We start from the raw sequence: 20148 nt of genomic DNA, 5'->3' as shown, positions 1-20148 counted from the left end.
CGGCGGCAACCGATACCGATGATGATGACGACGAGGAGGCCGCAGCAGAGGAGGGTGGCGGTGTCTATGAGGCCGGCGGCATGCACGAATACGGGTTCTCGGGGCTTTTGGACCGGCAGAACCGCACCGATCTGGCGCCCCTGACGCTTGCCTCGGGACAACCTGTCGCCGGGGGTGAATACACGATCAAGTCCGGCGGATACTATCGGATCGAGATCAACGCCGACGGCAGCCAGGAGTTGGCCCTGTCGGGGGGCGATTTCTTCCGCGCCATCTGGATCAACGAGATCGTCATCGAGGATATCGAGATCCGCCCGATGGGCGTCCACAGCATCGAGTTCGACAGTGCGGGAACCGCGCGGCTGAGCTTTATCGCGGTGCTGCCGGGGCGCTATACGCTGTCTGTGCCCGGCTCATCGGGGGACACGTTGCAGGCCGTGTTCAACATCCAGTAATGACCGCGCCCGCCCTGCAGATCGACAATGTCAGCCACAGCTTCGGCGCCGTCCAGGCGCTGAAGGACGTGTCTCTGACCGTTCCGCAGGGCGGGTTCACCGCCCTGCTGGGCGTGAATGGCGCGGGCAAGACGACGCTGTTCTCGCTGATCACGCGGCTTTATAACAACCGATCCGGCACGATACGGGTCGGCGGCCACGACCTGCGGCGCGAACCGTCGCGGGCGCTGGCCCGTCTGGGCGTGGTGTTCCAAAGCCGCGCGATGGATGCCGACCTGACCATCCGCCAGAACCTGATCTATCACGCCAGCCTGCACGGCATTCCCGGCCGCCTGGCCCGGCCCCGCATCGACACGGTCCTGGCTCAGGTCGATCTGGCCGACCGCGCCGATGCCCGCGTCACCGCCCTGTCGGGCGGCCAGTCGCGCCGGGCCGAGATCGCGCGCGCCCTGATCCACCGCCCCGACCTCTTGCTGCTGGACGAGGCGACCGTGGGCCTGGACGTCAAATCGCGGGCCGAGGTGCTGGCCCTGACCCGCCGGCTGATCGCGCGCGACGGGGTGTCCGCGCTGTGGGCCACGCATATCATGGACGAGATCGACCCCGCCGACGACCTGGTGATCCTGCATCGCGGCGCGGTGCTGCGCCACGGCCCGGCGCGCGATATCGCGGGCGCGCAGGGGCTGACCCGCGCCTTTCTGGACCTGACCGGGGTGGCGCCGTGACCCCGCCCACCGCCCATGCGCGCGGCTGGCTGACCGCGTTCCTGGGCATCGCCCGGCGCGAGACGCTGCGTTTTGTCAATCAGCGGGGCCGGTTTCTGGCGGCGCTGGTGCGGCCGCTGGTCTGGCTGTTCATCTTTGCCGCCGGGTTCCGTGCTGTGCTGGGCCTGTCGATCACGCCGCCCTATCAGACCTATGTCCTCTACGAGGTCTATGTGACCCCCGGACTGGTCGCGATGATCCAGCTGTTCAACGGCATGCAATCGTCGCTGTCGATGGTCTATGACCGAGAGACCGGGGCCATGCGCACCCTGCTGGTCAGCCCCTTCCCGCGCTGGTTCCTGCTGGGGTCCAAGCTGATCGCGGGGGTGATCGTGTCGATCATCCAGGTCTTCACCTTTCTGGCGATCGCCTATTGGTGGGGCATCCGCCCGCCCGTCTGGGGCTATGTCGCGGTGATCCCGGCGCTGATCCTGTCGGGGCTGATGCTGGGCGCGATGGGGCTGTTCCTGTCCAGCGCCATCCGCCAGCTGGAGAATTTCGCGGGCGTCATGAACTTCGTGATCTTTCCGATGTTCTTCGCCTCGTCCGCGCTCTATCCGCTGTGGCGCATGCGCGAGAGCAGCCCGCTGTTATACGACATCTGCCGCTTCAACCCGTTCACCCATGCGGTCGAACTGATCCGCTTTGCGCTGTATCTGCGCGTCGAATGGACCTCTCTGGCGGTGGTCCTAGGATGTTTGGCGGGGTTTTTTGGCGCGGCGGTGTTCATGTATGATCCGCAAAAGGGCCTCTGGGCCCGCCGGAAAGGAGGCCCCGCATGATCCGCATCACCTTGGCCCTGGCGCTGCTGGCAGGCCCCGCCTTTGGCGCGGCGGGCACCGACCCCGACTGGCCCTGCATCCAGCGCAAGCAGCCGAACCTGTCGATGGGGCAGGTCTGGACGGGCCCCCTGCCGGACGAGGAGGCGCTGGCCCTGGTCCGCGACCCGCAGATCGCCCGCCTGGCCGAACGGCTGGAACAGCGCCGCCTGCCGCTGGATCAGGCCGAGGCCGAGATCGCCGATTTCGCCGCCGGGGCGTCGCAGGCCCAGCTGGTCGCGCTGATGCAGGCGATCTTTGACCGCATCGACAGCGACCGCGGCGCGCTGATCGGGGGCATCGCGCGCTATGGCCAGTCCCAGCTGAACCTGTCCCTGCGCATCGAGGACCGCCGCGCCCGCATGGCCGCCCTGGAGGCCGCCGACCCGCCCGATTTCGACGCCATCGACGCCGAGGAAAAGGCTCTGGACTGGGAACAGCGGATCTTTACCGAACGCCAGCAGTCGCTGACCTATGTCTGCGAGACGCCGGTGATCCTGGAACAGCGGGTCTTTGCCCTGGGCCGCGCCATCGCGGGCCACCTGGACTGACCCGCGCCTAGTCGGGGCGGGTCAGGCGCAACACCTCATCATGGGTGCGGTCCAGCCGCGCGGCCAGCCCGTCGCGCACGGCCTGATCCAGGATGGTGCGGAACAGCGCCGCGTCGGGGCCGTAATCGGCGGCCTTGCGGCGCCATTTGCGCAACAGCAGCGGCACCAGCGGCCAGAACCACGGCCCCGCCGCCACGCGATAGGCCATCAGCGCGTTGCGATACATGTAGAACACCTTCCACAGGGGCCGCAGCACGACGCCGCCCTGACCCTGCACGGCGGTGGTGTCATGATCGAACCGCACCTGCGGCGCAAAGCCGATGCGCAGGCCCTGGCGACGCATCAGCAGCGTATAAAGTTGATCGTCGCCATATATGAACAGGCGCGGATCGGGCAGGCCCGCCCGCTGCAGCGCCGCGCGCGACAGGAACAGGCCGACGAAACTGCTCATGTCTACGGGCAGGATTGGGCCGTCGGCGCGGTATTCGGCATCGGTCAGGTGAAAGCCGCGGCGCCCGCGCCCCAGGGGCATCCGCGCCAGCGTGCGCAGAAAGGCGCCGGGATGCCAGAACGGGTTGCGATAGGGGCGGTTCATCTCGCAGATGCTTCCGTCGGGGTGGAACACCGCCGCGCCGATGGCGTCCCAGCCTGTCAGGTCAAGCGCGTAAAAGGCGTCAAAGGCGCCCGGGGCAGGGCGGCCGTCATCGTCCATGACCACCGTCCAGTCCGAAGGGCCCTCGTCCCGGGCCAGCCGCATGCCCACGGAAAACCCGCCCGCGCCGCCCAGGTTGCTGTCGCAGCGATGCACGAGCAGGCGCGGGTCGCCCTGCGCGGCCAACCAGGCGGCGGTTCCGTCGGTCGAGGCGTTGTCCACCACGATCACCCGCTGCACCGGCTGCTCCAGCAGCCGCGTCAGGGTCACGGACAGCTTGTCCAGCCGGTCATGCGTGACGACCACGGCGGTGATCGAGGGTCGGAAGGGGGCCATGCGTGCCGCTCTTGTCTGGGCCGGCGGGGGCCGGCGGGTCGGGGCGGGCGATACCACGAAGCGCCTTGGCGCGGCAACCGCGGCCCCGGCCCGCGCATCGCCGGGCTTTCCGGCCCGGATGGGGCTGACATTCGCGGCGCGTGGCCCTAAACAGCACCCACATTCAAGACCCGAGGCGATGATGCAGATTGAGTCCACCCCGCTTTCCGGCGTGCTGATCCTGACACCTGCGCGGCATGGCGACGCGCGGGGGTTCTTCTCCGAAAGCTGGAACCGGCGCACGCTGATGCAGGCGGGCGTCGACCTGCCCGAATTCGTGCAGGACAACCATTCGATGTCGATGCAGGTGGGCACGCTGCGCGGCCTGCACTATCAGGCGCCGCCCCATGCGCAGGGCAAGCTGGTGCGCTGCGGCCGGGGCCGCCTGTTCGACGTGGCCGTCGATGCGCGCCGCGGCAGCCCGACCTTTGGCCAGTGGTTCGGGACCGAGCTGTCCTTCGAGAACGGGCGCCAGCTGTGGATTCCCGCAGGCTTTCTGCACGGGTTCGTGACGCGAGAGCCTGACACTGAAATCGTCTACAAATGCACCGACCATTACGACCGCGCGTCGGATGGGGCGGTTGCCTGGGACAGCCTGGGCATCGACTGGGGCGTGGACGACCCGCTTCTGTCGGACAAGGACCGCGCCGCCCCGGCCTTTGCCGACTGGACCAGCCCGTTCGAGGTGACGCCATGAAGATCCTGATCACCGGCGGCGCCGGCTTCATCGGCTCTGCCGTCGTCCGCCTGGCCATCGCGCGCGGCCATCACGTCGTGAACCTGGACGCGCTGACCTATGCCGCGAACCTGGAGAACGTGGCCCAAGCCGCGCAGTCCGACCGCTATGCGTTCGAGCAGGCCGATATCCGCGACCGCGCCGCGCTGGACCGCATCCTGGCGGATCACCGCCCCGACGCGATCATGCACCTGGCCGCGGAAAGCCATGTGGACCGGTCCATCGACGGCCCGGCGGCTTTCGTGGAGACCAACGTGATCGGCACGTTCAACATGCTGGAGGCCGCCCGCGCCTATTGGACGGCCCAGGGCAAGCCCGACAGCTTTCGGTTTCACCACATCTCGACCGACGAGGTCTTCGGCTCGCTGGGCGAGACGGGGCAGTTCACGGAAACCACCCCCTATGACCCGCGCAGCCCCTATTCGGCCAGCAAGGCGGGGTCCGACCATCTGGTCCGCGCCTGGGCCGAGACCTATGGCCTGCCGGTCGTGCTGACCAACTGTTCCAACAATTACGGCCCCTATCACTTCCCCGAAAAACTGGTGCCGGTGGTGATCCTCAAGGCGCTGTCGGGCCAGCCGATCCCGGTCTATGGCGATGGCGGCAACATCCGCGACTGGCTGTATGTCGAGGATCACGCCGACGCGCTGCTGCTGGTCCTGGAAAAGGGCCAGCTGAACCGCAGCTACAACATCGGCGGAGAGAACGAGGCCACGAATATCGACCTGGTCCGCACCATCTGCGCGCATATGGACGACCTACACCCTGCAGGCGCGCCCCATGCCGACCTGATCACCTTTGTGACGGACCGTCCCGGCCATGACCGCCGCTATGCGATCGACCCGACCCGCATCCGCACGGAACTGGGCTGGCGCCCGTCCGTGACGGTCGAGGAGGGGCTGCGCCGCACGGTCGAATGGTACCTGGCCAATCGCGACTGGTGGCAGCCGCTGCTGGACCGCGAGGGCGTGGGTAAGCGCCTGGGGACCGCGTGATGCAGGGATTGCTGGTCTTTGGCCGCACGGGCCAGGTCGCGCGGGAACTGGCCGCCTTGGCCCCGGAGGCGACCTTCCTTGGCCGCGACCGTGCCGACCTGACCGACCCCGCCGCCTGTGCCGCGGCGATCCGCGAGGCGCGTCCCCGCGCGGTCATCGACGCCGCCGCCTATACCGCCGTGGACCGGGCCGAGACGGATGCGGACACCGCCCGCCTGGTCAATGCCGACGCCCCCACCGCGATGGCGCAGGCCTGCGCCGAATTGGGCATCCCGTTCCTGCATATCTCGACCGATTATGTCTTTGACGGATCGGGCGATCAGCCGCGGGCCGAGGATGCGCCGACCGCGCCCCTGGGCGTCTATGGCGCGACCAAGCTGGCCGGAGAGCAGGGCGTGGCCGCCGCGGGCGGCCGGTGGGCCGTGATGCGGACCTCTTGGGTGTTTTCCGCCCATGGCGCGAATTTCGTGAAAACGATGCTACGCCTTGGGGCGGAGCGGGACCGGCTGACGGTGGTGGCCGACCAGATCGGCGGGCCGACCCCCGCCGCCGACATCGCAAGCGCCGCCCTGCGGATGATCCGCGTCATGCGCGACCGGCCCGACACCACGGGCGGCATCTATCACTTTGCCGGCGCCCCCAACGCCTCCTGGGCCGATTTCGCGCGCGAGATCATGGCGCAGGCGTCCCTAGGCGCGCAGGTGGCCGACATCCCCTCATCCGACTATCCGACGCCTGCCGCGCGGCCGCTGAATTCGCGGCTGGATTGCGGGCGCATCGCGCGCGATTTCGGGATCGCGCGCCCCGACTGGCGGGCCGGGCTGGCCCGCGTTCTGGACCAACTGAAGGACAAGGCATGACACAGCGCAAGGGCATCATCCTGGCAGGCGGGTCGGGCACGCGGCTGTATCCCATCACCATGGGTGTGTCGAAACAGCTGCTGCCGCTGTATGACAAGCCGATGATCTACTATCCGATCACGGTGCTGATGCTGGCCCGCATCCGCGACATCGCGATCATCACCACCCCCGAGGATCAGGACCAGTTCCGCCGCCTGCTGGGCGATGGCAGCCAATGGGGGATCCGCTTCACCTATATCATCCAGCCCAGCCCGGACGGCCTGGCGCAGGCCTATATCCTGGCCGAGGATTTCCTGGCGGGCAGCCCCTCCGCGATGGTGCTGGGCGACAACATCTTCTTCGGGCACGGCCTGCCCGAACTGCTGGCCTCGGCGGATGGGCGCGACAGCGGCGGGACGGTCTTTGGCTATCGCGTGTCGGACCCGGAACGCTATGGCGTGGTGGATTTCGACGACCAGATGCGCGCCCGCGCGATCATCGAGAAACCGACGATGCCGCCCTCGGACTATGCGGTGACGGGGCTGTATTTCCTGGACGGCACTGCGCCCGCCCGCGCCCGCGCCGTCCAGCCATCGCCCCGCGGAGAGCTGGAGATCACGACCCTGCTGGAGAGCTACTTGCATGACGGCAGCCTGACGGTCGAGCGTATGGGCCGCGGTTTCGCCTGGCTGGACACGGGCACCCATGCCAGCCTGCTGGATGCCGGAAACTTCGTGCGCACGCTGGAGAACCGCCAGGGCCTGCAGACCGGCTGCCCCGAGGAGATCGCCCATGAGGCCGGCTGGATCAGCGACGATCAGCTGCGCGAACGCGCCGCCCGGTTCGCCAAGAACGATTACGGCGCCTATCTGCTGCGCCTGATCGACTGACCCCACACCCGGCCCGCCCGATGGCCGGCCCCATGGATTGACGACGCCCATGTCCGAGCTTGCATCCCAGAAACCCGCCGACCCGGCCCTGGCCGCCCATGTCGCCGCATCCATCGCCGAGGCGCGCGGGATCTATCGGACCCTGTTTCCGACCCGGCGGCTGCATTTCGTGCTGTCCATGGGGCACGATCCGGTCTGGGCCCGCCCTGAGGTGACCGAGGGGCCGCATCTGCCGCGCCCGCAGGATCTGGGCGCCGACTATCTGGGGACCATCACCTGTCCCGGCCCCCATCCCGACGCGCCCGAGGTGACCATCCGCCTGGCCATCCCGCGCCCGCCGACCCCCGGAGAGCTGCGCCAGACCGATGCGCCCTGGCGCCCGATCCGCCGCCTGGACTGGCTGTTCCGCGCCAGCCCCCTGGCCTATGAGCAGATGCGCTATGGCGCCGAGATGCTGCGCAAGCGGCGGGCCGACCGCCGGGCCGACCGGGTGGCCAGGCCCCTGGGGCGCGGGTCGGCGCTGATCGGCACGCCCCGGCCCCCGGCCTCGGACAAGCGGCCCGCCATCCTGATCGGCATGCACTGGTTGGAGATGGGCGGCGCCGAAAAGCTGGGCTTTGACACGGTGCGGTGGGCGCTGGCGGCGGGGCTGCGGGTGTTCGTGGTGGCCTCGATCCCGTCGATCCAGCGGCTGGCCGACCGGCTGCCGGACCACCCAGACGTGACCTTCATCCGGCTGGACCGCTATCTGCCCCATGCGCTGTGGCCGCGCTATGTCGAAAGGCTGGCCCTGGCCGAGAACATCCGCGCGGTGCATATCCATCATTGTACGCCGCTGTATGACAGCCTGCCGATGCTGCGCATGCACCTGCCCTGGGTGCAGACGATCGACAGCACCCATATCATCGAATACGCGAACGGGGGCTATCCGCGCATCTCGGGGGTCTGGTCCAACTATCTGGACATGCAGCATGTCATCAGCCGCGAACTGGTCGATTACATGCAGGGGACCTTTCACGCGCCGGCGGGGCAGGTGGTTCTGGGCCGCATGCTGGATCGCGACGACACGGCCGCCAGCCTGCCACCGCTGCGCCTGACGGCCGGTCAGAAGACGCTGCATGTCAGCTTTATCGGGCGGCTTTATTACCAGAAGCGGCCGGTGGTCGTGGTCGAATGCCTGCGCGCGCTGGATGCCTGGGCCACCCGCAACGGCGTGACGCTGAGCGCGACCATCGTGGGCGAGGGCCCGTTTGAGGCGACGCTGGTGGCCCTTCTGCGCCGCCACGGGCTGTCGGGCAAGGTGGCGATGCTGCCGGGCAAGACCGACATTCCCGCGCTGCTGGGCCGGTCCGACATCCTGCTGTTGCCTTCGAGCAACGAGGGGCTGGCGCTGGTGTGCTATGAGGCCGTGGCGCATGGCTGCATCCCGATCTCGACCCGCGTGGGCTCTCAGGACGAGGTGCTGCCCGAGGGGCTGCTGGTGCCGCTGGCGCCGCGCGCCACCATCGGCCAGACGGTCGCGGCCGTGGATGCGATGTGGCGCGACGCCGACCTGCTGGCGCGTCACAAGGACGGGCTGCAGCAGGCCTGGGCGCGCCTATCCGCCGACCCGACCGCCGAGGAGGTTCTGACCCCCGTCTATCGCCGCATCGCCGAGGGAGGAGGCGCATGAGCGTGCTGACCATGACCGCGGCGGTGATCGTGACCTTCAACCGCTCGGCCAAGCTGATGAAGGTGCTGGACGCGCTGGCGGCCCAGACCATGCGGCCCGACATCGTGCTGGTGGTCGACAATGCCTCGACCGACGACACGGCGGCGCTGGTCCAGGCCCGCGCCCAGGCCGACCCGACCATCCGCCATCTGCGCCTGCCCGAGAATATCGGCGGCGCGGGCGGGTTCCATGCCGGGATCAAGGCCGCCTATCAGCTGGGCGCGCAGTATTTCTGGGTCTCGGATGACGACGCCTATCCGCAGCCCGACGCGATCGGCGCGCTGCATGACGCGCTGATGGGCTTTCAGACGCAGACCGGCTGGCGGCCCAGCTTTGCCTGTTCGCGTGTCGAATGGATCGACGGGTCGCTGTGCGAGATGAACTGCCCGCGGCCGGTCTGGGACTGGGCGCGGTTCGTTCAGCCCGGGCAGGCCTGGGCGCTGGTGGACAGCGCGTCCTTTGTTTCGGTGATGATCCCGCGATGGGCGGTCACGGAGCATGGCCTGCCCATCGCCGATTATTTCATCTGGTTCGACGATGCCGAATACACCCGCCGCATCGCGCGCAGCTATCCCGGCATCTTCGTGCCCGAAAGCGTGGTGACCCATGACACCCCGGACAACAAGGGCGTGAACTTTGCCCTGGTGGATGACAAGACCCTGTGGAAGTTCAGGTATGGCGCCCGCAACGAGACCTCGTTCCGCCGCCGCGAGGCGGGGATGCTCAGCGTGCTGGCCTATGCTTACGGCGTGCGTCGCCAGATGCGTGGCGGCGGCGTGGCCCGCCCCCTGCGGCGGGCCATTTACCGCGCTATCCTGAAAGGTTATTCCTTCCGACCTGCTATCGAGCGAGTGACGTGATGACCCAAGATTCCTCTCTGCGGCGCATGGCTTCTAGATTGGCCGCTCGCGGGCGTGCCTTGAAGATGCCCCAGCCAGTTCGGCCTGATCCAGCTATGATTGACCGCCTAGCGTCCGAGTTCGGTGTGTCATCTCCCGTGATGTCCGATTTCGTCAAGCGCTTTTCGCCTGCGATGGTTTCTCCGAACCAGTTTCAAGCCAATTCTGATACGATGCTCTTCGTGCATATTCCTAAGACAGCTGGAATGTCTGTAGGTAAGGCTCTGCAACAAACCTTTGACCACTTTTACGGTGTCGAATGGAATAATGCGGGGGCCTCCTTCCGCAAACTGGCGCGTAGGGCTGCCTACATGCAGTCGAGGGCTAATGTACGCCAGGTTATTATAGGCCATTATGGTTGGGCTGAAATACAGTTCTGGCACAATCAGGAATTGCCAGTCAAATCAGGGACGATTTTGCGTGATCCTGTTCAGCGCATGATTTCGAACTTTAATTATAACAGTTCAGAAGCACATCCTGCACACAAGGATTTTATTAAGCGTCACCCTACCATTGAAGGTTACATCGGAAGCACTGATTTTGATGTTCAATTGACGCAAGCCATTGGGATGGTCTCGTCCTTTGAAGACGTTTTGAGAAAGCTAACAGCTTATTATAGCTTTATTGGCGTGACAGAGCGGTTAGGCCAGTCACTGTCATATCTATCTCGATCACATGGGCTACCGCCTATCCAAGAATATCATGCGAATGTCGGCTCAAAGCCTGCGGAGGAACTATCTGAATCTGTTCGCCAGCTGATATTGGATCGCAATCATAACGACTGCAAGATCCATGCCTTGATGATGCATCTCTACGCGGCTGCTGATTCCGCTTAAGCGACCCATGCTTTCACCAGCCTCCTGGCGATTAGTTTCAGGACGGCGCCACCCCCGTGGCGCCGGGGCGCCCGGTCACAGTGGATCGCGCAGGAAGGCCGGGGCCGGTCCCTGAGAGAAGGCCTGGGCGGTGTCCAGCGCCTCGCGGATGGTCACGTCCATGTCCAGATAGCGATAGGTGCCAAGGCGGCCCACGAAGGTCACTCCCGGCGTCGCACGGGCCAGGTCGACATACTGCTCCAGCAGCGCCTTTTCCTCGACCAGGCGGATCGGGTAATAGGGCGTGTCGCCAGGCTCTGCCGCGCGGGAATATTCGCGATAGCAGACCGAGCCCTCGTGGCTTTCCCAGGGGCTGAAATGCTTGTGTTCGGTGATGCGGGTATAGGGCACGTCGCGGTCGCCGTAATTCATCACCGCGCAGCCCTGATAGTCGCCCTGATGGGTGAACCGCTCGAAATCCAGCGTGCGATAGCCAAGCCGCCCCAACCGATAGTCGAAATACCCGTCCAGCGGCCCCGACCAGAACACATGATCGGCCTGCGCCGCCATGTCGGGATGATAGGCCGTGTCCAGATCGACGCTGATGCGCGGGTGGTCCAGGATCGCCGCGACCATCGCGCTGTAGCCGTCCTGCGGCATGCCCTGGAAGCGGTGGAAGAAATAGTTGTCGTCATAGTTGAACCGCACCGGCAGCCGCTTGAGGATCGAGGCGGGCAGTTCGGTTGGCGAACAGCCCCACTGCTTTTCGGTATAGCCCTTGAAGAACGCCTCATACAGTTCGGGGCCGACGAAACGCAGCGCCTGCTCCTCAAAGGTCTGCGGGTCGGTGATGGTGGTGTCGGCCTTGCTCTCGATCAGGGCGCGGGCCTCTTCGGGGCGTAGGGTGGTGCCGAAGAACTGGTTGATCGTCAGCAGGTTCACGGGCAGCGAATAGACCCGGCTCTGCGCGGTCGTCTTGACCCGGTTCTGGAACGGCAGAAAGCGGGCAAAGCGGTTGACGTAATCCCACACGCCCGCGTCGTCGGTGTGAAAGATGTGCGGGCCATAGACATGCATCATCACGCCGGTCTCGGCATCGCGTTCGGTGTGGCAGTTGCCCGCGATATGGGGCCGCGCATCGATGATGCGGCAATCGTGCCCCGCCTCGGCCAGGGCCCGCCCGATCACGGCCCCCGACAGCCCCGCGCCCACCAGAAGTATCCTCATCATCCCGTCCTGTCCGCTGCCCGGCAGCCACCCTGCCGTGCCCTGCTATAGCCGTGCTTGCCCTGCGATCCAACCGGGCAGTCCGACCGGCCCTTTGGTGGGATTACGCGCAGGGGCGCTCATCTGCCCCGTTCGGTTCGGCAACCTCTGGTGGTGTCGGGGGCGCCTGTGCTAGGGGGCAGCATGCCTGCCGTTTTGGCGTGAACCCATGCGGGACCGCGCGCCGGCCTGCGAAACCGACGACACGCGGCCGCCCTCCGCCGACCGCCGCCCAGAGGAGCCCTGACCGGTGCCCGAAGAAATCCCGGACCTGACCCTGCCCGCGCCCACCGACCGCAACCCCGACGCCTTTGCCCTGATCGTCCATGTCTGGCACCTGGACACGCTGGACGACCTGTCGGCGGCCTGCGGGAACTTTCCCGCCGATGCCGACCGGTTCGTGACCTTCGCGGACACGCTGTCGCCGGAGGACCGCCAGCGCATCGCCGACCGCTTTGAGGGCGCGCAGCTGGTGCCTGTGCAGAACCTGGGCCAGGATGTCGGCGCGCTGATGCAGCTGATGGACCAGGTGGATCTGGCCCGCTACGGCTTTGTCTGCAAGATCCACTCCAAAAAGGGCCTCAAGATGCCCGAGGCCTGGCGCCGGACGCTGCTGGGCGGGGTGCTGGGGTCGCGCCGGCAGGTCGATCAGATCATCGCGGGCTTTCGCGGCGATCCGCAGGTGATGCTGGCGGGCGCGCGGCAGCTGTTCCTCTATGGCCCGGCCTATCTGTGGAAGAACGCGGACGGCATCGACGACCTGGCCGGGCCGCTGCTGCAGGGGTTTGATTTCCGTAGCCAGGACTGGGGCTTTGTCGCGGGCACCTGCTTCTGGATCCGCACGGGCATCCTGCTGCGGCTCAAGGCGCTGCAGATCGACTGGCAGCCGGGCGCCTATGCCGATGACGGCACCCCCGCCCTTGTGCTGGAGCGTCTGTTCGGCATGCTGGTCGCCATCGACGGCGGCACCGTGCTGCTCAGCGATCAGCGCGACGGGGACGTCCTGCCGCAGCGGGTCACCGGCTTTCCGGCGACGATGTCGCGCGAACGCATCCCCATTACCGACACCCTGTCAGAGCTGGAGGCCGCGCGCCGCCGCCGCCAGCGCAGCCGCACGGTGCCCAAGCGGCGCCGGGTGGCGGTCTTTGCCAGCTACAGCGGCGACGGCGTGCTGCCCCCGCAGGTCCAACCCTATCTGGAGGGGCTGCGGCCCTTTGTGGACCGCATCGTGGTGGTCTGCGACAACACCATCGGGCCCCTCCGCCGCGAGGTGCTGGCCAAGCTGGCGGACCATGTCATCGCCGAACGGCATGGCGAATACGATTTCGGTTCCTACAAGCGCGGCGTGGCCTGGGCGCGGCAGGCCGGTTGGCTGGACGAGGCCGACGACCTGATTCTGTGCAACGACAGCTGTTTCGGCCCGGTGGGCAGCTTTGCCCCCATGTTCGAACGGATGGAGTCGCGGCACCTGGATTTCTGGGGCGCCACCGACAGCCAGGAATTCCACCCGCATCTGCAAAGCTTTTTCGTGGTGCTGGGCTGGCATGTGTTCCAGTCGCCGGTTTTCCGCAATTTCATCGAAGGCATCACCAAACAGCCAAACGTCCAGCAGGTCATCATGAAATATGAGATCGGCTTGACTAAAACGCTTTCGGATGCAGGATACACTTTTGGAGCTATGGTTGAAAACCGCCTTAAGGGTGCTCATGAGAAAGACCCAACCTACCGGAACATTTCTGCCCATCCGGTTAGGGCGATTGAAATGGGCTTGCCCTTAGTAAAGGTAAAGGCTTTGCGCCAGACGCAAAGTAATTTTGAGGGAATTAGGCCTCTACTGGTTTGGCTGCGTGAAAATTCACCTGCAATTTTCTCAGCTGCAATATCTGATGTCCTTGTCTCACGCTTTCTCAATACTGACAGGGTCGGGTTCTCGATTGTGATGCCGACGCGCAATCGCGCGTGGTGTATTGTATCGGCAATACGATCCGTTTTGGCTCAAACCCACACCTTTTTTGAGCTTATCATTGTTGATGATGCCTCGACCGATAATACTGAAGAGCTTTTACAAAATGAATTTTCAGAAGAAATTCTATGCGGGCGTTTGCGCTACATAAAGTTATATGACAATGTTGGCGTCAGCGCTGCGAGAAATGCGGGGGTTATCCACGCAAAATACGAGTGGATCGCCTATGTTGATACCGACAACGAAGTTCGCCCTGAATTTCTAAGCGTTCTTTCCAGTTCAATAATTGAGCACCCTAAGAGGGATTGTTTTTATGGGCGGCTTTTAAATAAAATTAGTGGTGATTTAATTGGTGCACGAGGGTTTTCACGCAAGGATTTGTTGAGCGACAACTATATCGATCTGGGGGCATTTTGTCACCGGAAGGATCTATTCTATCAATTTGGCGGGTTTGATCCAAGTCTTCGTCGACTTGTGGACTGGGATTTAATAATCCGGTTCACTGGCCATCAGGACCCTGTGTCTGTGCCTCGTGTCTTCTTAGATTATAGCGATGATGAAAATGGGCAGAGCGCTGATCGTATATCGGTACGGGAGTCTTATCTGAAAGCGAGAGTTGCGGTGCACAGCAAGCATTCGCCGCGTCCGACTGTCTCGACCGCGATCCTCAGCTACAACCACCAGGAATTCATCGTCGAGGCCATCGAGAGCGCGCTGGAACAGCGTGGCGATTACACGCACGAGATCCTGCTGGCCGATGACGGCTCGTCCGACGGGACGGCGCGGATCATGGCGCGCTATGCCGCGCGCTATCCCGACCGCATCCGCAACATCAGCACCGGCGGCAATCTGGGCGTTTCGGCCAATTACCAGCATTGCTTCCGCGAGGCGGCGGGCAACCACGTCGCCATCCTGGAGGGCGACGACTACTGGACCGACCCCGACAAGAACGCCCGCCAGGCCGATTTCCTGGCCTCTCACCCCGAGGCGGGGGCGGTCTTTTCGCGGATCGAGCTGTTCGACATGGCCCGAAACAGCCGCCGGGTGCTGAAGCGGCAGGACGGCCTTCCCCCCCTGCTGACCAGCTGGCATTTTTCGCAGAATGAACATCTGAACCTTATCGGCAATTTTTCGTCACTGATGGGGAGGCGTTCCGTTCTGCGTGGTATGCCGGACCAGGTTTATCACCCACGTCTCAACGAAATATCCATGTCCTTCTATCTCGACAGGATCGGAAAGATCGGCTTTATCGACAAGGTGATGGGGGTGTATCGCCTCAATCCATCCAGCGTCTGGACAGGAGCGGATCAGGTGAGCAAACTGGAGCAGGCGATCGCCACCCGCGCGGGTGCGCTGGCCGTCGCGCGTCCCGCCTATCAGGCCGTCATCCGCCAAAGAATGCTGGAAAAGCAACAGCAGCTTCAGGCCCTGCAGGCGCAGAACCCGCAGGCCCTCATCCAACAGGGCAGATGATGACCGAACAGCCGCATACGGACCGCCCCGGCAAGGTGGCGGTCGTCGTCCTGGGAATGCACCGGTCGGGGACGTCCTCGCTGGCGGGGATGCTGGACGGGCTGGGCTGCCGCGGGCCCGCGACCTTGATGCCGGCGAGCGATACGAATGCCGCGGGCTATTACGAATCGCTGCCGGTGTTCCGGCTGAACGACGCGATCCTGACCGCGCTTGGGTCGCGGTGGGACGACTGGCGCCCGCTGCGCCCCGACGTGCATCTGTCGCCCCGCCTGGCCGAGTTCCACGACAAGGCCCGCGCCGTGGTCGCGGCGGAATATGGCGACGGGTCGCTGATCTATCTCAAGGACCCACGCATCAGCCTGCTGCTGCCGTTCTGGCGGGGGGTGCTGCGCGATGCGGGCTATCGCTGCGTTTATCTGCACACCCATCGCAGCCCCTCCGAGATCGGCGCATCGCTGCAGCGGCGCGACGACATCGACCCCGGCCTGTCGCTGCTGGCCTGGCTGTCGCAGGTGCTGCAGGCGGAACGCCACAGCCGGGGGGAGGTGCGGCACTTCACCTCTTACGAGGCGCTGCTGCGCGACCCGGCCGCCGTCGCCGCCGCGTCGGAGGCGGCCTTTGGCTTTCCCTGGCCGCGCCCGGCCGAGGCGGGGGCAGGGCGCGTGAACCGGGCGCTGCGCCATCACGACGCCGGCGCGCAGGCGGTGCTGGAGGATAGCCGCGTGCCCGGCCTGATCCGCCAGACCCTGGAGATTTTGGAGCGGTGGGCCGCCACGGGTGAACAGGCCGACGACCACGCCCGGCTGGACGACATCGCCACGGCCTTTGACGAGGCCGAGGGGCTGTTCGCGGGGGCCATGCAGGCCCTGCGCGCCCGGTCCGCCCAGCTGGCGCCCGCCCGCGCCCGCGAAGAGACGCTCAAGACCGAAAAGGCGGCGCTGGAGACGCGCCTGACCCAAGCGACCAAGGACAAAGCCATGCTGGACGAGCACCTAACCCAGATCACCCAGGCCCGCGACGAGGCCCTGCGCGACCGCGATGCCGCCCGCCAGGCCCAGGCCGAGGCCGAGGCCCACCAGGCCCGCCAGCTGCAGGAGCTGGACATGCTGACCGACCGCCTGATCGACCGCGATGCCGCGCTGGCGGCGATCCGGCGCGACACGCTGGCCATGACGAACCGCGCCACGCAGCTGGAACAGCAGAACGCCCGCCTGAAGGCCGAGCAGCAGCAGCGCAGCGCCGGAGCCGAGGCCGCGCGCCAGCAGCTGGACCAGACCCGCAAGGAGGTCGAGGCCCTGCGGCGTCAGCTGGACGACCAGCGCCAGGAGTTTCTGTCCAGCACCTCGTGGCGGGTCAGCGCACCGGTCCGCGTTCTGGGCCGTCTGGTCCGGCGCCGCTGATCGCCCCGTCGCATCCGGCCGCGGCCCGTCCGGGGGAGGGCGCATGATCATCATCCACGTTCAGGGCCACCGACAACCTTCGGATCTGGCCGATCTGCTGGCGTCAAGCCCGGACGGGGTGATCCTTGCGGGCACGGCGACGGCGGTGGGCGAAGGGGGGCCGGACGCGGTCCTGCGGCTGGTCATGCTGCAGGCGCAGGACGATGCCTTCGTGGTGCTGTCCCATTGCCTACATCATTTTCGCCATGTGCTGGCGACCCGTCCGGGGGCCCTGCGCTATCACCGCGGTGCGGGTATCGGGCCAGAGCCGCGCGACGACGCACCCCTGACCTGGCAGGCCGATGCGAATGGCAGGGTCACGGCCTGCCACCTGTCGCCGCTGGCGGCCGGCAGCCCGCTGCTGCGCCCCGCGGCGATGCGTCTGGCGGCCGTGCCGATGCGCGACACCCGCCGGTTCGCCTTTCTGCGGGCGGTTCTGCAAGGGGGGTCGCATGTCCCCGGATGATCTGTGGGCGGCGCTGGCGGGGCCTTTGGGGGTGCTGGACGCGCGGCCCGATTTCCGTCTGGACCCGGCGTTCGATGGCGCCGCCGGGGCGCATTGCACCGCCTATGCCGCGCTGCGCGCGCAGGCCCCGCATATCGACCTGCCGCTGGCCGCGCTGGTCACGCATCCGGCCCTGGGGGCGTTGATCGCAGAGGGCAATCCCGACGCGCTTGAGCTGGCGCATGAGCTGATCGCCCTGGGCGCGCCGGTCGATCGGCAGGTGTCCTGGTTCTCTCATCGGACCTATCTGGAGTGGTATCCCGACATCGCCGCGGCGGGCATGAACCCGCTGATGCATTATCTGCGCTTTGGCTGGGTCGAGGGCGGGCGCCGCACCTTGGCCGACCTGCATCAGGGCCTGCACCGGGGGCGGCAACCGCTGCGCCCGGACCTGCCCACGCTGCTGGTCTGCACGCACAGCCTGGCGTCCGGTGCCGATCCGGCGCTGGTCGATCTGCTGCGGCATCCGGGCCTGGGCGGGCACAACCTGATCCTGGCCGCGCTGTCGGGCGGACCCATGCTGGAGACGCTGCTGCCCGAATGCTGCGCGGTCCTGATCACGCCGCATCCGCTGCGCGAGATGCCCCATATCGACGACGCGGGCTTTGACCGGATCGATACCGCGATCCTCTCTTCGGCCGAGGCTGCGCTGTTCGCGCACCCTTTGGTCGCGCAGGAGATCCCGTTCGCGGTCTGTCTGGCCGATTATCCCGACCCGCCCCTGGCCCGCTGGAAATCACGTTGCGTGACCGCTTTTGCCGACCTGCTGGTCTTTTCGTCCGATCACCTGCGCGACCGATGGGCCGGGCGTCTGGCCGATGTCGGCGCCGATGCAGGAACGGACGGCGTCGTCATTCCGCCCCGCCCGCTGATAGCGGGCACGGTCGCCCCGGCCGACCGCCAGGCGGCGCGGACGGCGCTGTCGCGGGCCGTGGGCCAGGATCTGGACGGCAGGCGGGTCATCTGCGGCACGGGGCCGTTGGACTGGCGCCATGGCCCGGACCTGTTCGCGCAGGCCGCCCGCATCGCCGCGCGGTCCCATCCCGAGATGCTGTTCGTCTGGGTCTGCACCGGCCTCGACCGGCACGAACCCTGCCGGGATGCGGCCTTTGGTCGTCATCTGCGGGACCTGTGCGCGGACGGCCCGGTGATCCTGCTGCGCGACGGTCCGCCCGCCGACCGGGTGATGCAGGCCGCCGATGCGATGTTCCTGTCGGCCCGCCAGGCGGCGCTGCCCGAGGCGGTGTTCGACGCGGTGTCCCACGGCCTGCCGGTGGTCTGCCTTGACCGCGCGACGGGCTTTGCCGATGCGCGATATCGCCGGGCGGGTCTCATCACCGTCGTCGCCCCCGGCGACCCGTCGGATGCCCTGACCGCCCTGTCGGCGACGCCCGCGACCGTGGTGCCGCCGCAGGCCCCCGCCCCGTGGCGCGACGCCATCCTGTCGGCGCTGCGCATGCGCCTGGCCCGCCAGCGCCTGGCCGCGGTCGGAGAGAGCCGGTTCGACATTCCGCAGCTGTTCAGCGCGTCCGAGGCCGATCGCCCGCGGCGCCGCCGCGAGCGGGAAAAGCTGTTCCGCCTGGACCGCCGCGTGCTGTGGCGCGATGCGGATCACGCCCGCGCGGTGGTTGCCGCATCGGACAACTGGCTGCACCACCGCCTGCGGATCGAGGATGACCGACCCCTGCCCACCGACGCGGATCTGCCGCCATTCGCGATCCATATGCATGCCTTTCATCTGGATGATCTGGCCGCCGATCTGGGCGGCCATCTGGCCTTTGCGCGCGCCTCGCGCATCGTGATCACCACCGATACCCCCGCCAAGGCCGCGCGGATCGGTGCGATGGCCGATGGGCTGGGGCTGACGGTCCAGGTGTTGGTGGTGCCCAATCAGGGCCGCGACATCCTGCCGTTCCTGCGGCTGTTCGGTCGGGGCGGGGCCGCGGGCGACGATCTGATCTGGTGCCACCTGCACCAGAAGAAATCGCTGCGCGCGGCGGCGCATGGGGATCGCTGGCGGCGGTTCCTGCATCGCGTCCTGCTGGGCGATGGCGGGGGGCTGTCCTCGGCCCTGGGCCAGATCGCGGCGCCGGGTGTCGGGCTGGTGGCGCCCTTTGATCCGCATGTCGTGTCCTGGGACGATCAGCGCCCCCTGCTGCCGGGCGTGGCCGACCGGTTTCCGGGGCTGCTGCCGGACCATCCGCTGCTGTTTCCGCTGGGCAACATGTTCTGGACCCGCGCCGACGTCGCGCGCGAGATGCTGGCGCTGTTCACCGAGGACTACCCCTGGCCCGCCGAGCCGATCCCCGATGACGGCACCGTCTATCACCTGATCGAGCGGCTGTGGCCCGCCGTCGCGGCCCGGATGGGGCTGGCGTCGGTGTTCATCCACAACCCGGACGAGGCCCGCATATGACCCCCCAGACCGGAAGGCCCCGCAGATGAGCCAGCCCCCCGCCCCGCAAGACGATGACCGCGCCGATCTGGCCCGCGCCGAGGCGCAGCTGGCCGATCTGCGTCAGCAGGTGATGATCCTGGAGGGCCGGTGCCAGGTGGCCGAGGCGCAGCTGCGCCCCTTGGCCGACCGCCAGGTCCGCGACATGCACGAGCGGCTGTCGCTGGCCCTGGCCCTGGACGATCCCGACGCGCTGAGCCAGACGCTGGCGCAGCTGACCGCGCGGGTCGAGCGCGCCGCCAAGGACGACCGGCAGGCCCGCGACGCGTTGGAGGCAAGGCTGCGTCAGGGCGCCGATGACCTTGCACGGGTCAGCGCCGAACGGGACCAGGCCCTGGCCCAGCTGGCCGCCTGCCGCGATCAGGCCGCGCAGCGCGAGGCGGCGTTTCTGTCCAGCACCTCGTGGCGGGTGACGGCGCCGCTGCGGGCGGTGATGCGCGTTCTGCGGCGCTAAAGCGTTTCTGCAAAAACCGGAATCATGGGATTCCCAAAGGGGTCTGCTTGTGATTCATCCTCCCAGAAAGGATGAATCATGTCAGCACCTTTA

At 66.7% G+C, this 20148-nt stretch carries 18 protein-coding genes; 16 read left to right on the top strand and 2 right to left on the bottom strand.

Features of this window, described 5'->3' with window-relative positions:
• The first annotated feature begins 80 nt into the window (after positions 1–80).
• From ABS73_RS16835 to ABS73_RS05810, 4 genes are read left to right on the top strand one after another with little or no spacing between them, the layout of a single operon-like run.
• Positions 81–455 carry a cupredoxin domain-containing protein gene (locus ABS73_RS16835; protein WP_423805162.1) on the top strand — a complete coding sequence of 125 codons (375 nt, stop codon included), beginning with the start codon at positions 81–83 and terminating at the stop codon, positions 453–455.
• Positions 455–1180 carry a lanthanide ABC transporter ATP-binding protein PedB/LutE gene (locus ABS73_RS05820; RefSeq protein ID WP_277019741.1) on the top strand — a complete coding sequence of 242 codons (726 nt, stop codon included), beginning with the start codon at positions 455–457 and terminating at the stop codon, positions 1178–1180. The genes ABS73_RS16835 and ABS73_RS05820 overlap by 1 nt, the downstream gene beginning before the upstream one ends.
• Positions 1177–2001, top strand: a complete 825-nt coding sequence (locus tag ABS73_RS05815; protein ID WP_136854985.1) for a lanthanide ABC transporter permease protein PedC — start codon at positions 1177–1179, stop codon at positions 1999–2001. The genes ABS73_RS05820 and ABS73_RS05815 overlap by 4 nt, the downstream gene beginning before the upstream one ends.
• Positions 1998–2588, top strand: coding sequence for a hypothetical protein (locus ABS73_RS05810; RefSeq protein ID WP_277019743.1), 591 nt, complete (start codon positions 1998–2000; stop codon positions 2586–2588). Before ABS73_RS05815 ends, ABS73_RS05810 begins: the two co-directional genes overlap by 4 nt.
• 7 nt (positions 2589–2595) lie before the next feature.
• Here the strand turns inward: ABS73_RS05810 and ABS73_RS05805 are convergent, their stop codons facing one another.
• Positions 2596–3576: a glycosyltransferase gene (locus tag ABS73_RS05805; RefSeq protein ID WP_277019745.1), complete on the bottom strand. Its 981-nt coding sequence runs from the start codon at positions 3574–3576 to the stop codon at positions 2596–2598.
• Positions 3577–3757: 181 nt separating this feature from the next.
• Here ABS73_RS05805 and rfbC point away from each other — a divergent pair, with 181 nt between their 5' ends.
• The 7 genes from rfbC to ABS73_RS05770 are packed head-to-tail and all read left to right on the top strand — an operon-like array spanning position 3758 to position 10521.
• Positions 3758–4312: a dTDP-4-dehydrorhamnose 3,5-epimerase gene (rfbC, locus tag ABS73_RS05800; RefSeq protein ID WP_277019766.1), complete on the top strand. Its 555-nt coding sequence runs from the start codon at positions 3758–3760 to the stop codon at positions 4310–4312.
• Positions 4309–5346, top strand: coding sequence for a dTDP-glucose 4,6-dehydratase (rfbB, locus tag ABS73_RS05795; protein WP_277019747.1), 1038 nt, complete (start codon positions 4309–4311; stop codon positions 5344–5346). The genes rfbC and rfbB overlap by 4 nt, the downstream gene beginning before the upstream one ends.
• A complete protein-coding gene (gene rfbD, locus ABS73_RS05790) occupies positions 5346–6206 on the top strand; it encodes a dTDP-4-dehydrorhamnose reductase (RefSeq protein ID WP_277019749.1) in 861 nt (286 codons plus the stop codon). The genes rfbB and rfbD overlap by 1 nt, the downstream gene beginning before the upstream one ends.
• On the top strand, positions 6203–7075 hold the full coding sequence (rfbA, locus tag ABS73_RS05785) for a glucose-1-phosphate thymidylyltransferase RfbA (protein WP_277019751.1): 873 nt from the start codon (positions 6203–6205) through the stop codon (positions 7073–7075). The genes rfbD and rfbA overlap by 4 nt, the downstream gene beginning before the upstream one ends.
• A gap of 49 nt (positions 7076–7124) precedes the next feature.
• Positions 7125–8747 (top strand): glycosyltransferase, encoded by a 1623-nt coding sequence (locus tag ABS73_RS05780; protein ID WP_277019753.1) that lies wholly within the window; start codon positions 7125–7127, stop codon positions 8745–8747.
• Positions 8744–9646: a glycosyltransferase family 2 protein gene (locus ABS73_RS05775; protein WP_277019754.1), complete on the top strand. Its 903-nt coding sequence runs from the start codon at positions 8744–8746 to the stop codon at positions 9644–9646. Before ABS73_RS05780 ends, ABS73_RS05775 begins: the two co-directional genes overlap by 4 nt.
• Entirely contained in the window at positions 9646–10521 is an 876-nt protein-coding gene (locus tag ABS73_RS05770) for a sulfotransferase family 2 domain-containing protein (RefSeq protein ID WP_277019756.1), read from the top strand. The genes ABS73_RS05775 and ABS73_RS05770 overlap by 1 nt, the downstream gene beginning before the upstream one ends.
• Before the next feature lie 75 nt (positions 10522–10596).
• On the opposite strand, the gene ABS73_RS05765 is transcribed toward ABS73_RS05770, so the two are convergent.
• The gene (locus ABS73_RS05765; protein WP_277019757.1) at positions 10597–11727 is read right to left on the bottom strand and encodes a UDP-galactopyranose/dTDP-fucopyranose mutase family protein; all 1131 of its coding nucleotides are present in this window, start codon (positions 11725–11727) and stop codon (positions 10597–10599) included.
• Positions 11728–12016: 289 nt separating this feature from the next.
• Here ABS73_RS05765 and ABS73_RS05760 point away from each other — a divergent pair, with 289 nt between their 5' ends.
• From ABS73_RS05760 to ABS73_RS05740, 5 genes are read left to right on the top strand one after another with little or no spacing between them, the layout of a single operon-like run.
• Positions 12017–15202 carry a glycosyltransferase gene (locus tag ABS73_RS05760; RefSeq protein WP_277019759.1) on the top strand — a complete coding sequence of 1062 codons (3186 nt, stop codon included), beginning with the start codon at positions 12017–12019 and terminating at the stop codon, positions 15200–15202.
• Positions 15202–16602 (top strand): sulfotransferase family protein, encoded by a 1401-nt coding sequence (locus ABS73_RS05755; protein WP_277019760.1) that lies wholly within the window; start codon positions 15202–15204, stop codon positions 16600–16602. The genes ABS73_RS05760 and ABS73_RS05755 overlap by 1 nt, the downstream gene beginning before the upstream one ends.
• Positions 16603–16645: 43 nt before the next feature.
• Positions 16646–17107, top strand: coding sequence for a hypothetical protein (locus ABS73_RS05750; protein ID WP_277019761.1), 462 nt, complete (start codon positions 16646–16648; stop codon positions 17105–17107).
• The gene (locus tag ABS73_RS05745; protein ID WP_277019763.1) at positions 17094–19562 is read left to right on the top strand and encodes a rhamnan synthesis F family protein; all 2469 of its coding nucleotides are present in this window, start codon (positions 17094–17096) and stop codon (positions 19560–19562) included. The genes ABS73_RS05750 and ABS73_RS05745 overlap by 14 nt, the downstream gene beginning before the upstream one ends.
• Positions 19563–19587: 25 nt before the next feature.
• Positions 19588–20055, top strand: a complete 468-nt coding sequence (locus ABS73_RS05740; RefSeq protein WP_277019764.1) for a hypothetical protein — start codon at positions 19588–19590, stop codon at positions 20053–20055.
• The last annotated feature ends 93 nt before the right edge of the window (positions 20056–20148 follow it).

It is taken from the genome of Paracoccus sp. SCN 68-21, from assembly GCF_001724535.1.
GTDB lineage: Bacteria > Pseudomonadota > Alphaproteobacteria > Rhodobacterales > Rhodobacteraceae > Paracoccus > Paracoccus hibiscisoli.
This window is presented reverse-complemented; position numbering and strand designations above follow the sequence as displayed.

Bases quoted from the DNA above. Each gene is read 5' to 3' on its own strand.
- ABS73_RS05740 (WP_277019764.1), top strand. From the start codon at position 19,588: ATGAGCCAGCCCCCCGCCCCGCAAGACGATGACCGCGCCGATCTGGCC.
- ABS73_RS05755 (WP_277019760.1), top strand. From the start codon at position 15,202: ATGACCGAACAGCCGCATACGGACCGCCCCGGCAAGGTGGCGGTCGTC.
- ABS73_RS05780 (WP_277019753.1), top strand. From the start codon at position 7,125: ATGTCCGAGCTTGCATCCCAGAAACCCGCCGACCCGGCCCTGGCCGCC.
- ABS73_RS05810 (WP_277019743.1), top strand. From the start codon at position 1,998: ATGATCCGCATCACCTTGGCCCTGGCGCTGCTGGCAGGCCCCGCCTTT.
- rfbC (WP_277019766.1), top strand. From the start codon at position 3,758: ATGCAGATTGAGTCCACCCCGCTTTCCGGCGTGCTGATCCTGACACCT.
- rfbA (WP_277019751.1), top strand. From the start codon at position 6,203: ATGACACAGCGCAAGGGCATCATCCTGGCAGGCGGGTCGGGCACGCGG.
- rfbD (WP_277019749.1), top strand. From the start codon at position 5,346: ATGCAGGGATTGCTGGTCTTTGGCCGCACGGGCCAGGTCGCGCGGGAA.
- rfbB (WP_277019747.1), top strand. From the start codon at position 4,309: ATGAAGATCCTGATCACCGGCGGCGCCGGCTTCATCGGCTCTGCCGTC.
- ABS73_RS16835 (WP_423805162.1), top strand. From the start codon at position 81: ATGCACGAATACGGGTTCTCGGGGCTTTTGGACCGGCAGAACCGCACC.
- ABS73_RS05765 (WP_277019757.1), bottom strand. From the start codon at position 11,727: ATGAGGATACTTCTGGTGGGCGCGGGGCTGTCGGGGGCCGTGATCGGG.
- ABS73_RS05750 (WP_277019761.1), top strand. From the start codon at position 16,646: ATGATCATCATCCACGTTCAGGGCCACCGACAACCTTCGGATCTGGCC.
- ABS73_RS05805 (WP_277019745.1), bottom strand. From the start codon at position 3,576: ATGGCCCCCTTCCGACCCTCGATCACCGCCGTGGTCGTCACGCATGAC.
- ABS73_RS05745 (WP_277019763.1), top strand. From the start codon at position 17,094: ATGTCCCCGGATGATCTGTGGGCGGCGCTGGCGGGGCCTTTGGGGGTG.
- ABS73_RS05820 (WP_277019741.1), top strand. From the start codon at position 455: ATGACCGCGCCCGCCCTGCAGATCGACAATGTCAGCCACAGCTTCGGC.
- ABS73_RS05775 (WP_277019754.1), top strand. From the start codon at position 8,744: ATGAGCGTGCTGACCATGACCGCGGCGGTGATCGTGACCTTCAACCGC.
- ABS73_RS05770 (WP_277019756.1), top strand. From the start codon at position 9,646: ATGACCCAAGATTCCTCTCTGCGGCGCATGGCTTCTAGATTGGCCGCT.